The 12,346-nt window shown below is 75.0% G+C and carries 9 protein-coding genes; 6 read left to right on the top strand and 3 right to left on the bottom strand.

Going from position 1 to position 12,346, the window contains the following annotated elements:
• Positions 1-336: 336 nt before the first annotated feature.
• Both ACIO5E_RS20225 and ACIO5E_RS20220 read right to left on the bottom strand, forming a co-directional pair.
• The gene (locus ACIO5E_RS20225) at positions 337-2,724 is read right to left on the bottom strand and encodes a SulP family inorganic anion transporter (RefSeq protein WP_400669558.1); all 2,388 of its coding nucleotides are present in this window, start codon (positions 2,722-2,724) and stop codon (positions 337-339) included.
• A gap of 460 nt (positions 2,725-3,184) precedes the next feature.
• The gene (locus tag ACIO5E_RS20220; RefSeq protein WP_400669556.1) at positions 3,185-4,192 is read right to left on the bottom strand and encodes an ATP-binding protein; all 1,008 of its coding nucleotides are present in this window, start codon (positions 4,190-4,192) and stop codon (positions 3,185-3,187) included.
• Between the two features lie 219 nt (positions 4,193-4,411).
• Between ACIO5E_RS20220 and ACIO5E_RS20215 the strand changes: the two genes are divergently transcribed.
• Positions 4,412-5,302, top strand: coding sequence for an oxidoreductase (locus ACIO5E_RS20215; protein ID WP_400669555.1), 891 nt, complete (start codon positions 4,412-4,414; stop codon positions 5,300-5,302).
• A gap of 467 nt (positions 5,303-5,769) precedes the next feature.
• Here ACIO5E_RS20215 and ACIO5E_RS20210 read toward each other — a convergent pair whose 3' ends face one another.
• Positions 5,770-6,669 carry an HAD family hydrolase gene (locus ACIO5E_RS20210; RefSeq protein ID WP_400669553.1) on the bottom strand — a complete coding sequence of 300 codons (900 nt, stop codon included), beginning with the start codon at positions 6,667-6,669 and terminating at the stop codon, positions 5,770-5,772.
• 725 nt (positions 6,670-7,394) lie between these two features.
• Between ACIO5E_RS20210 and ssd the strand changes: the two genes are divergently transcribed.
• The 5 genes from ssd to ACIO5E_RS20185 all read left to right on the top strand — a co-directional run bounded on the left by ssd (position 7,395) and on the right by ACIO5E_RS20185 (position 12,262).
• The gene (gene ssd / locus ACIO5E_RS20205) at positions 7,395-8,519 is read left to right on the top strand and encodes a septum site-determining protein Ssd (protein WP_400669550.1); all 1,125 of its coding nucleotides are present in this window, start codon (positions 7,395-7,397) and stop codon (positions 8,517-8,519) included.
• Positions 8,520-8,614: 95 nt separating this feature from the next.
• Positions 8,615-9,868 (top strand): TadA family conjugal transfer-associated ATPase, encoded by a 1,254-nt coding sequence (locus ACIO5E_RS20200; RefSeq protein WP_400669548.1) that lies wholly within the window; start codon positions 8,615-8,617, stop codon positions 9,866-9,868.
• 169 nt (positions 9,869-10,037) lie between these two features.
• Positions 10,038-11,057: a type II secretion system F family protein gene (locus tag ACIO5E_RS20195; protein ID WP_400669545.1), complete on the top strand. Its 1,020-nt coding sequence runs from the start codon at positions 10,038-10,040 to the stop codon at positions 11,055-11,057.
• Positions 11,057-11,845, top strand: coding sequence for a type II secretion system F family protein (locus tag ACIO5E_RS20190; RefSeq protein ID WP_400669542.1), 789 nt, complete (start codon positions 11,057-11,059; stop codon positions 11,843-11,845). The genes ACIO5E_RS20195 and ACIO5E_RS20190 overlap by 1 nt, the downstream gene beginning before the upstream one ends.
• A gap of 144 nt (positions 11,846-11,989) precedes the next feature.
• Entirely contained in the window at positions 11,990-12,262 is a 273-nt protein-coding gene (locus ACIO5E_RS20185; RefSeq protein WP_400669539.1) for a DUF4244 domain-containing protein, read from the top strand.
• Positions 12,263-12,346: the final 84 nt, after the last annotated feature.

The following is a 12,346-nucleotide window of genomic DNA, read 5'->3' as shown; positions in this document are numbered from 1 at the left end:
CGCCGCGGTGACGTTCGCGGCTGCGGCGAGCTCTGCCGGCGGGGCGAAGCGCCGCTCCTCCTTGAGTAGGTTGGCCAGGCTCTCGTTGCTCAACGCGCACTCCCTATCGAGTCATGATCGGGGACGATCCCGTGCGTGGGGACTGTCCCGTGTGTCCCAGCGCACAGCTCACCAGGCGAATGGGGCAGTTGACAAGAGGCTTCGGGTTATTGGTGTAGACCTTTGACCGACGGTCGAACAACGCGCCGTACGGACCACCGCCTCGGGGGCGGCAGGCCGTACGGCGGCCGGAGGGCCCGTGCCCCGGCCCGCCCGGCGGGGACACGGGCCCGGCTCTCAGGCGGCCAGCTGGGGGCCCTCCTCGCCGCCGTCGACGGGGGCCATGGCGTCCGCATTCACCCGTTCGGGCGTGTCGCCCGTCGCGGGCCCGGCCGGGGCCGCTTCGACGCGCGCCTCGACCGGGCTGAACGTCCCGGCGGCCCGGTCGAGCACGTAGGCCTGCGCGGTCGCGAAGTCGAAGTACATCCCGACCAGCCGCAGGGTGCCCTCCTCGACCCGGCGCTCCACGGCCGGGTTGGCCATCAGCTGGTCCAGCTGCTGGACCACGTTGGTGATGCAGAGCTGCTCCACCAGGTCCACCACCGGCCGGGCGGCGAACCCGGCGGGCGCCCGGCGGAGCCGGTCCAGCGAGCCGCGGCCGTTGCGCAGCCAGCGGGCCAGTGCGGTGGGTGGCCCGGGGCGCTCGTGCACGCCGTCCAGCAGGGCCTTCATCGCGCCGCAGCCGGAGTGGCCGCAGACCGTGATCGAGCGCACCTCCAGGGCCTCGACCGCGTACTGCACCGCGGCCGCCACCGAGTCGTCGGCCGCGCCGGGCTCGTACGGGGCCGGCACCAGATTGCCGACGTTGCGGACGGTGAAGAGGTCGCCCGGGCCGCTGTTGGTGATCATGCTGGTGACCATCCGCGAGTCCGCGCAGGTCAGGAAGAGCTGGGAGGGGGTCTGCCCCTCCCGGGCCAGCCGGGCGAGTTCGGGCCGGATCAGCGGGGCGGTGTGCTGCTGGAACACCCGGACGCCGTCCAGCAGGCGGCCGTGCGGGTCCTCCTGCTGGTCGATGCAGTGGTGGCCGACCCAGGGCGTCCAGGCCCGGCAGCGGTGCGGGCCGGGTGAACTGCCCGCCCGGACGGTGCCGTCGGGGTCGAGCACCTCGTCGTCCCTGCGGCGCGTCACCGTCGAGACCCGGCCGCCCGCGCCCTGGCGCCCCGTCCGCCAGCTGTGCAGCGTCTCGTACGCGGCGTGGTCCAGGAAGGAGCCGTCGTGGACCACCGTGACCTCGGCGTGGGCGGGGATGCCGGCCAGCGCCCGGCTCAGCCGGGGGACCGCGGTGAAGGTGAGCGGCCCGTGCGTCTGGACGGTGACCGAGCCGTCCGGTCCGGCCAGCACGTCCACGTGGGCACGGGTCAGCCGGTAGAGCGCGAGCAGGACGGCGGTGCCGGCGCCGAGCGCGACGCCCCACAGCACACCGAGGGCCACCACGCCGAGCATGGTGGTCAGGTAGACCGGGAACTCGCGGTGCCGGTGCACGTTGCGGATGTGCGCGAAGCTCACCATCTGCAGCCCGACCACCAGCACCAGCGCGGCCAGCGCGGCCAGCGGGATCCGGCGCAGCCCGCCGGTCAGCGCCAGCGCGGCGGCGAGCACCCAGACGCCGTGCAGCACCGAGGCCCACCTGGTCCGGCCGCCGGCCCGCACATTGGCGGTGCTGCGGACGGCGCCGCCGGCGACGGGCAGCCCGCCGACCAGCCCGCTGACCACGTTGGCCAGGCCCTGGCCGCGCAGTTCGCGGTCGAGGTCGCCGGTGCGCCGGGACATCCGGTCGACCGCGACGGCGGACAGCAGCGACTCCACGCTGGCGACGGCGGTGACGGTGAGGACGGCGGCCAGCACCCCGGCGAGCGGGCCGTGCGGCAGCGCGGGCACGAGTGCGTGCGGCTGCCAGGCGGGCAGTCCGATGTGGGCGAGCCGCAGGTCCAGGGCCAGGGCGAGCGCGGTCGCGGTGGCGACGGCGGCCAGCGGGCCCGGCACCTTGGCCAGCCGGGCGCCGAACTCGCCCGCGCGGCCGGGGAGTCGGCCGAGCCGGGGCCAGCCCAGCAGGACGGCCACGGTCACCGTGCCGACCAGCAGCGCGGGCGGGTGCGGGCCGGCCAACTGGCCCGGCAGCGCGAGGAGGTCGGCGATCGCCGAGCTCTGCGGGGAGCCGCCGAGGACGACGTGCAGCTGCGCGATGGCGATGGTGAGCCCGACCCCCGCCAGCATGCCGTGCACGATGGCGGGCGAGACGGCGAGCGCGGTCCGGGCCACCCGGCGTGCGCCGAGCAGGAGTTGGAGCAGCCCGGCGGCGAGGGTGATGGCGCAGGTGGCCCGCCAGCCGTACTGGACGATCAATCCGGCGGTGATCACGGTCAGCGCGGCCGAGGGGCCGCTGACCTGGAGCGGGGTGCCGCCGAACAGCCCGACGACGATGCCGCCGACGGCCGCGGCGGCGAGGCCGGCGGTGAGCGGGGCGCCGGTGGCGAGCGCGATGCCGAGGGAGAACGGCACGGCGATCAGGAAGACCACCAGGGAGGCGGAGAGGTCCTGGGCCCAGCGGGCGCCGGTGCCGGGGCCCGGTGGCGCGTGGTCGGTGGTGTCGGAGGCGATGGGTGCGCTGGAGATGTCGAGGGTCATTGTCTTCCCGTCTGTCCGGGGGAACGAACGCAGTCAGGTCCGGCGGTGAGTCCGGGGTGGGGCTCCGGGGCGGATCGGCTGTCGTGGGTCGCGACGGTGTGGCGGGATGGCGTGGGCGCGGCGGGGAGTACGGGTGCACCGGCCGAACCTTGACCATCAGGGCCCGCCAGGGACCTGGGCGAGGTGCGGGACGTCTCGCCGAGGGCCGTCGGGACGGACCATCAAGACTCGGTAAACCGAGGGTAATGAAAGCTTTGCACAGCGTCATTCGGGGAGGGAAGGGGAAACCCCCCGGATTCACCCCATTGGGTGGTGTTCGAACCGCTGGGAATCTGCTGGTGGTGCCGGCTGCCCGGGCATGCGGAACGGGCCGCGGCCCTCCCCGGGCGAAGGGGGAGGGCCACGGCCCGTTCGGGGTGGAGCGGGGTCAGGCGTGCGCGCCCGCCGGAGTGGAGCGGGGTCAGGCGTGCGCGCCCGCCGGAGTGGAGCGCTCGCCGTCGGCCGCGAGCCCGCCCAGCGCGAACGCGTCGTCCACCTGGGTCGCGAGGTCGACGCCGACCTTGGCGTTGGCCCAACTCTCCGCGTTGCGCAGGTGGAACAGCACGGCCTGCTCGGTGTAGCGGCGCGGGTCCCGCTGCCCGTAAGCGGCCTCGGCCTCGGCCCTCAGCTCCTCCAGGACGGCCCGGTTGGCCGGCTCCAGCGACTTCAGCGGCGGCTCGGCGCCCTGCTCCAGGCGGCGTACCCAGTCCGAGTGCCCGAAGGTGGTGAGCAGGTCGTCGCCGACCTCGCGGCGCAGGAACGCCAGGTCGTCCGGGCCCTGCACCTTGTTGCCGATCACCCGCAGCGGCACGTCGAAGTCGCGGGCGTAGTCCATGTACTGGCGGTAGACGGAGACGCCCTTGCGGGTCGGCTCGGCCACCAGGAAGGTCAGGTCGAAGCGGGTGAACAGGCCGGAGGCGAAGGAGTCTGAGCCCGCCGTCATGTCGGTGACCAGGTACTCGTCGGGGCCGTCCAGCAGGTGGTTGAGCAGCAGTTCCACCGCGCCGACCTTGGAGTGGTAGCAGGCCACCCCGAGGTCCTCCTCGGTGAAGGCGCCGGTCGCCAGCAGCCGGACCGAGCCCTCGTCCAGCGCGATCGGGCGGGCGCAGGCGGCGTAGACCGGGTTCTCCTCGACGATCCGCAGCAGGCGCGAACCCCGGCCGGGCGGCGTGGTCTTGATCATCTCGTCGGCCGAACGGATCAGCGGGTTGCTGCCGCGCAGGTACTCCTTGATCTCCGGCAGGTGCGCGCCGAGCGAGGGCAGCTCGCCGGCCTGAGCATCCGTCAGTCCGAGGGCGGGGCCAAGGTGCTGGTTGATGTCGGCGTCGACGGCGATGACCGGCCGGCCCGCGGCGGCCAGATGGCGGATGAACAGTGCGGACAGCGTGGTCTTGCCGCTGCCGCCCTTGCCGACGAAGGCGATCTTCATCTGGGACTCCGGCTCTCGCTCTGGGCCCGCGCTCGGGGCCGCCTGCTCAGGGGTCGCGCATGCCGAGGCGCCCCTAATTGGAAATAGTTATCGTCTCCGATAGTGGCCATGCTAGCCGGGGTTTGGGCCTCCCCGGCGGAGGGAAGTGAGGATTGCCTCTAACGGGTGATCCGGGGTTGCTGTTCCGGGAGGGGCCGGCTGTTCATTACCCTCGGGTAGGTGAGCACTGGAACAGATCCCCTCGCCCCGCTGGCCCAGCTCCCCGGGGTGCCCGACGCCGTGGCCGAGGTCCGCAAGGCCGTCGACCGGCTCTACGGCCACCGGGTGATGCGCCGCCGCGCGGCCGAGGTCACCTCCGAGTCCGCGCTGCGCGGCGCCCGCGCGTCGGCGGCGCTGGCCGGGGCGGACTGGCCGCTGGAGGAGGTCCGGCGCCGCAGCGACTTCAGCGCGGACGCCGAGGCCCGGACCGTCGGCGCGGCCCTGCGGATCGCCGCCGAGGCCGGCCAGCTGCTCAGCATCTGGCGGCACTCGCCGCTCCAGGTGCTGGCCCGGTTGCACCTGCTCGCCGTCGGAGACGGCGAACCGTCCGCCGGGCGGCCCCGCCGCGCGGGCGAGGGCGCCGAGGAGCTGTTCCCGCTGGAGCTCAAGCCGGTGGAGAGCGTCGAGGTCGTCCAGGCGGACGGGCCGCCGCCCGCGCTGCCGCCCGCCCCGGGCGCGGAGGAGGTCGCGGCCCGGCTCGACCAGCTCTCCCGGCTGCTGGTGGCGCGCGCGGAGGGCCAGGGCGTGGGGACGCCGGCCCTCGTGGTGGCCTCGGTGGTGCACGGTGAACTGCTCGCATTGCGGCCGTTCGGCGCGTACAACGGCGTGATCGCGCGGGCCGCCCAGCGGATCGTGCTGCTCGCCGAGGGGCTCGACCCGAAGTCGATCTGCCCGGCCGAGGTCGGGCTGGCGGAACTCGGCACCGACGCCTACCGGCGGGCCCTGGCCGGCTATCTGGCGGGCACGCCCGAGGGGATGGCGGCCTGGATCGCGCACTGCGGCAGGGCGCTGCGGCTCGGCGTGCGGGAGAGCACGGCGGTGTGCGAGGCGATGCAGCGCGGAATGGTCTGAGCGGCCCCCCGGGCAGGCGCCCTCGGGTGCGCGGACCCGGATGCGCGGATGCGGACGTGGGGATCCGGGCGCGAGGATCCGGACAGGAAGATGCGGCGGCACCTGATCCTGCTTGGTGCCGCCGCTGGTGCAGATCCCGGGTGACCATGCATGCACCGGAAGTGCCGATCAGACGGGGATCCTGCCCGTTCGTCTGGTCCGGCGGCCCGACAGCGGGTCGGCTGCATGTGGGTGCTCGGTCATCTGTACACGCGGTCCGTGGGGCCTTAACTGCGTTGTCGGTTTGACCTCTTCGGTCCTGACCGGGTCTCGCGGGCCGTGCTTCATTTGTATCGCGTTTCGGGCGAAAGGGGAACCCGAAATGAGAAGTCTGTGTGGAATGACCGATTTGCTGGCAGAGTCCGGTGGCGTTCATCGGTGTCCGGCGACGCCCGGCAGCGTCCGGGGGGCGTCCGGGGGCGTGCGGCTCAGGCCGTTGGGCGGCGCCGGTGGGCCAGGTACCAGATGACCCCGGTGGTCACGACGGCCGTCCCGATCGCCACTGCCGTCAGCACCGAACCGCTCGGTGCGGAGAACTCCGGGAGCCGCCGCCGCAGTTCCACCGGCCGGTCGAAGACGAGCACCGGCCACTCCCGGGCCTGCGCCTCCTTGCGCAGCGCGCGATCGGGGTTGACCGCCGACGGGTGGCCGACGGCCGCCAGCAGCGGCAGGTCGGTGGAGGAGTCGCTGTAGGCGTAGGACTCGGCCAGGTCGTAGCCCTCGGACTCGGCCAACTCCCGGATCGCGGCGGCCTTGTTCTCGGCGTAGGCGTAGTACTCGATCTCGCCGGTGTAGCAGCCGTCCTCGACCTTGAGCCGGGTAGCGATCACGTGGTCCGCGCCGAGCAGCGCGCCGATCGGCTCGACCACCTCGGAACCCGAGCTGCTGACGATCACCACGTCCCGCCCGGCCGCGTGGTGCTGCTCGATCAGTGAGGCGGCCTCGTCGTAGATGATCGGGTCGATCAGGTTGTGCAGCGTCTCCGCGACGATCTCGCGGACCTGCTGGACGTTCCAGCCCCGGGTGAGCGAGGAGAGGTACTCGCGCATCTTCTCCATCTGGTCGTGGTCCGCGCCGCCGACCAGGAAGACGAACTGTGCGTACGCGCTGCGCAGCACGGCCCGACGGTTGATCAGGCCGCCCTGGTAGAAGGGGCGGCTGAAGGCCAGCGCGCTCGACTTGGCGATGATGGTCTTGTCCAGGTCGAAGAAGGCCGCCGTGCGCGGCCCGCCCGCCCGGGGGTGCGCGGGTGAGCGGAGCTGCTCGGGCCCGGTGGCCTCGCCCGGGGAGTCGTCGGCGCGGTCGTCGGCGTTCTCGGTGGTGTCCACGGGAACCGAGGATAGAGGGAGCCGCAAAACAGGCCGCCATTCGGTGTACTCGTGGGCGTGCGGGTTTGTGTTTCTGGCCGCTCGGGTACACCATGGAAGTCACGGATCGTTCGCGACCGTGCTAACCCGGTCCGGCTCCTCCCCCCCGAGTCGGGCTGTGGATAGACGACCCCCGCTCTCCCCCCCGGCGGGGGTCGTCGCACGTCCGGGGCCATTTTCAGGGCTTGAAGGCCCTTCGCGGCGGATGCTGCGGCCGACTCGTCGGCGGTTTACACGGGGTGTCGACACTCTGGTCCGTCGACCACCTTTCGTCACTCTGTGTCGCTGTTTGCTCATGGCCGACCATGGCTCTTCGGCTGGTTCCGGTTGGCGCTCCGGGAGGCCGCGGTGGTGTGCCCGCGCGGCGCCGGGAGACGGTTCGGCGGGCGGCCGGCCCGGGGTGCGACGGGCCTCCGATTCATCTCCGTGACCCCCGATCGTCAATTCTTTGCCGAATAGCCCCCCGCCCGGGTGAACGTTTTCCTCCACAGCCCACGAGTTGTCCACAGGCATTCGGAACGTGGATGACGGAATCCGGATCTCCCCCCACCGTGATGGTCGGCGGCGGTCGCCGGGCGGATCTCACCTCCCTCTCCCAGAGGTCTGCCGGGCGGCCGCTCGCCGGAACCGTCCGACGCGCGCCCCGGACCGCCCCTGGCGGCCGGCGGCACAGAGGGGAGCCCGCCATGTCGACGCCGATCGCCGACCACGCCACCACCGAAGGGCCCGGGGCCACCGGCCCGCTCGTCGTCACCGAGGACGAGGGCCTGGCCGAGCACCTGCTGCGGCTCTGCGCGGCCGCCGGCACCGAACCGAGGCTGATCCGGGGCGCGCCGCCGCCGCGCGAGGTCTGGGAGGGCGCCCCACTGGTGCTGGTCGGGGACGACCAGGCCGCCCGGTGCGCCGGGCTCGGCCGGCGCACCGGGGTGCTGCTGCTCGGGCTGGACCTGGACGATGCCGGGGTGTGGGTCCGAGCCGTCCAACTCGGCGCCGAGCACGTGCTGTTCCTCCCCGATGCCGAGGCCTGGCTGCTCGACCGGATCGCCGACGCGGCCGAGGGCGTCGGCTCCCCGGCGCTCACCGTCGCCGTGCTCGGCGGCCGGGGCGGGGCCGGGGCATCGACGCTGGCCTGCGCCCTCGCGGTCACGGCCGCGCGGGCGGGCCGGCGGACCATACTCATCGACGGCGATCCGCTGGGCGGCGGCCTCGACATCCTGCTCGGCGGCGAGGCGGTCCGCGGGCTGCGCTGGCCCGATCTGGCCGGTTCGCGCGGGCGGGTCAGCGGGGCCGAACTCGCCAGGGCGCTACCGGCGCTCAAACGGCTGTCCGCGCTGTCCTGCCTGTCCTGGGACCGCGGCGACACCCTGACCGTGCCGCCGGAGGCCATGCGCAGCGTGCTGGCCGCCTCCCGGCGGCGCGGCGGGCTGGTGGTCGTCGACGTGCCGCGCCACCTCGACGCGGCCGCCGGGCAGGCGCTGGAGCAGTCCGACCTGGCGCTGCTGGTGGTGCCGGCCGAGCTGCGCGCGGTGGCCGCCGCCGACCGGGTCGCGGCGGCCGCCCGGATGCGGCTCGGGGACGTCCGCGCGGTGGTGCGATCGCCGCGGACCTTCGGGCTCCCGGCCCATCGGATCGCCCGCGGGCTGCGGCTGGAGCTCGCGGGGGAGTTGGAGCCGGAGCCCGGGCTCGCGGACGACGTCGAGAAGGGTGTCCCGCCCGGGATCCGGGAGAGCGGCCCGCTCGCGCGCTTCTGCGAGACCTTCCTGGACGAGGTGTTGCCGCCGGTGCCGGCGGTCGGAGGAGGTGTGTACTGATGGTCCGTCTGCGGAGAACTGGCCCCACTGCACGGGCATCGGGCGGGCCTCCGGATCGGGACGACGGTGCGCGGGAGCACCGGTCGCTCCGGAGCGTGCCGCCGCCCGGCGGGCCGCCCGAGGCGCCGCACCGGCCCTGCCCGTACGGGCGCACGGCCCGGGAGGAGCGGACAGCGGCGCTGGTGGACGCGGTACGGCTGCGGCTGGCCGAGTCGGGTGCCGCCCCGACGGCGGGTTCGGTCGCGGCGGTGCTCCGGGCCACCCGGCCGCCGCTCGGCGGGGACGAAGTCCTGGACACCGTGCGCTCGCTGCGCGCCGAACTGGTGGGTGCGGGCCCGCTGGAGCGGCTGCTGGCGGCGCCCGACGTCACGGACGTCCTGGTGAACGGTCCGGACGAGGTGTGGGTCGACCGTGGCGGCGGCCTGCACCGGGCCACCGGAGTCCGGTTCGCCGACGCCGAGGCGGTGCGGCGCCTCGCCCACCGGCTGGCCACCGCGGCCGGGCGGCGGCTGGACGACGCACGGCCCTGGGTGGACGCCCGGCTGCCGGACGGCACCCGCCTGCACGCCGTGCTGCCGCCGATCGCGGCCGGCTGCACGCACATCTCGCTGCGGGTCTGCCGACCCCGGCCGTTCACGCTCGACGAACTCGTGGCGGGCGGGGCCCTTCCGCCGGAGGGCGCCGGCCTGCTGGCCGGCATCCTGCGGGCCAGGCTGTCGCTGCTGGTGTCCGGTGGGACGGGCACGGGCAAGACCACCCTGCTCGCGGCCCTGCTCGGCCTGGTCGGGCCGGAGGAGCGGATCGTCGTCGCCGAGGACTCCGCCGAACTGCGGCCGGCCCATCCGCACGTGGTCCGGTTGCAGAGCAGACCGGCCAACCAGGAGGGTCTGGGCGAGCTCACGCTGCGGGACCTCGTCCGGCAGGCGCTGCGGATGCGCCCGGACCGGCTGGTGATCGGGGAGGTCCGCGGGGCCGAGGTGTCGGACCTGCTGGCCGCGTTGAACACCGGGCACGAAGGAGGCTGCGGCACGGTCCACGCCAACACGGCGGCGGACGTGCCGGTGCGGCTGGAGGCGCTGGGCTCGCTCGCCGGGCTCGACCGGCCCGCGCTGCACAGCCAACTCCGGGCGGCGCTCGACCTGGTGGTGCACCTGGTCCGGGAGCCGGGCTCCGGGCGGCGCCGGGTGGCGGAGATCCACACGCTGGCCGCCGGCCGCGACGGCCTGGCCGTCACCACGCCGGCGGTGGAGTTCCCGGCGGCGGGCGGTCTGGTACCCGGGGCGGGCTGGGACCGGCTGGTCGGGCTGCTGGCGGTGCGCGGGGTGTCGCTCGCGGCGGGGCCGACGTGACGGCGGGGCCGGCCGATGCGGTGGCGGTGGCGGTGGCGGGGTTGGCGGGTGCGGCCGCGCGTGCGGCGGAGCTCACGTTCGTCCTGCTGCTGGGCGGGTGCGCGACGGGCGCCCTGGTGCTGCTCGGGGAGCAGCGCAGGAAGGCCGATGACAGGGAGGTTTTGAGGTGATGAGCAGTCAGATCGCGTTCCTCTGGACCGTGGTGTTGTGCCTGCTGGCCGTCGTCGGGTGGCGCGCGGTGCAGGAGCAGCTGCCGGGCGGGCGGCGTTGCAGATCGGTGCTGGCCGGCAGCGGGCCTCCTCCCGTTCCGGCACCGGGCCCGCCGGGGGCCGGGAGCCGCAGGTTGCGACCGCCCGGTTGGCTGGCACCCGAACTCCTGGTGGTGCCAGTCGGGTTGTCCGCCGGGTGGGTCACGTCCTCGCCGGTGCCGGTACTCGCCGCCGTGCCGGCCGTGCTGCCGCTGCGGAGGTGGCGGCTGCGGCGGTCGCTGGCGGTGGAGGCCGGGCGGCGGGCGGCCGCCGTGGTGGAGCTCTGTGCCGGATTGGCAGGGGAGTTGCGCAGCGGGGCGACGCCGGAACAGGCGCTGCACCTGGTCACGGCGCGCCTCGCGGCCGATCCGGACGGGCTGCGCCGGCTCGGCGAGGAGCCGGTGGCGCGGCTCGCGGCGGGCCGGTACGGCGGGGACGTGCCGGCCGCGCTTCAGCTGCTCGCCGAACTGCCGGGTGGGAGTGGGGCGTCGGCGATCGCGGCCTGCTGGCTGGTCGCCTCCGACGGCGGGTCGGGGCTGGCCGTCGCGCTGGACCGGGTGGCGGAGGCGCTGCGCGGCGAGCGGGCGCTGGCGGAGGAGATCGCCGGGGAACTGGCGGGTCCGCGGACCACGATCGCCGTCCTGGCCGCCCTGCCGGCCGCCGGGCTGCTGCTGGGCGCGGCACTCGGGGCCCGGCCGGTGGACGTCCTGCTGCACACGTCGGCCGGGTTGGGCTGCCTCGCGGTGGGGGCGGCGCTGGAGGGCCTGGGCGTGCTCTGGACGGCGCGCATCGTCCGGGCGGCCGCCCAGGGCGGGGTGGAGGCTCCCCGGCGGGCCGTCGGGGAGCGGGGAGGTGACGGCGGCGGGAGCTGCGGGATTGCCCGGATGAGCGTGCGCGTGAGGGCGCGGGATCGGGCTCGGGCGGAGGCGTTGTCGAGGTGATGCGGGGCGTCGAGTGGGCGGTCGTCGGACTGCCGGTGGTGGTGGCCGCCGTGGTGCTGGTGGACCGGCGGGCGCGGCAGCGGCGGGCGTTCGGCCTGGTACGGGTACGGCTGCGGGCGTCGGCGGGTGAGGAGGCGAGGAGGCGGGTGGGGCCGTCGGCTTCAGGCGGTGGCGGGCGGTGGCGGCGGGTGGCCCTGGCGGTCGGCGCCGGGGCCGGCGCGGCGGTGCTGCTCGGCGGCGCCGTCGGGGTGGTCGGTGGTGCGCTGCTGGCCGTGGGCGTGCACCGGTGGTCGGCCCGGGCGCGGTCCCCGACGGATCGGCGGGCGGCCCTGGAGGAGGAGTTGCTGGCCAGGCAACTTCCTTTGAGTGCCGAGCTGTTGGCGGCTTGCCTCGGTTCGGCGACCTCGCCCTCGGCGGCGGTGTCGGCGGTCGGCCGGAGCGTGGGGGCGCCGATGGGGCCCCGGTTGGTCGCGATCGGTGCCGAACTGGCCCTGGGCGCACCGCCGGAGCTGTGCTGGAGCCGTCTGGGCGAGCAGCACCCGTCGCTGGCACCGCTGGCACGGTGCCTGGTCCGGACGAGCCTCGGTGGGGCTCCGGCGGCTGGGCCGTTGATCGGGCTCGCGCAGGGTTGCCGGGCTGCGGCCACCCGGGCGGCCCACACCAGGGTCCGCCGGGCGGGGGTGTTCGCCACCGCGCCGCTCGGGCTCTGCTTCCTGCCGGCCTTCGTCCTGATCGGCGTGGTGCCGGTCGTCATCGGCCTCACCACCCGCTTCGCCCAGGACATGTGAACGCGGGGCGGCGCCAGGCGGATCGACGGCGGGGCGTCGTCGGAAGCATCGGCGTCGTCGGAAGCGTCGGCGTCGTCGGCATCGGAGATCGCGCGGCACACATGCCGCCGGCACAGGTATCGGTATCGGAGACAGGAGAGATTCATGACCGCAGTGATCGCAACGAGGCCCGCCGGCGGGCGCCCGCTCCGGCAGTTGCTCGGGGCATGGCGGCGCAGGGGCCGCTGGGCGGCCCGCGGGATGCGCGGGGTGGCGCGGAGCCGGGGCCGGTCGGACGCCGGGATGACCACGGCGGAGTACGCCGTCGGCACCTTGGCCGCCTGCGCTCTCGCGGCCGGGCTGTACAAGGTGGTGACCAGCGCGACCGTCATGGGGGCGCTGACCGACGTACTGGAACGGGCGCTTCATGCGACCTAGCCGGGCGGTGGGATGTCGCGGCGGGCGCGCGTGGTCGCTGCGGCCGGGCCGTCGCGGCGATGCGGGTTTCGCCACGGCGGAGAC

This window comes from Kitasatospora sp. NPDC087314 (assembly GCF_044744365.1).
Lineage (GTDB): Bacteria > Actinomycetota > Actinomycetes > Streptomycetales > Streptomycetaceae > Kitasatospora.
This window is presented reverse-complemented; position numbering and strand designations above follow the sequence as displayed.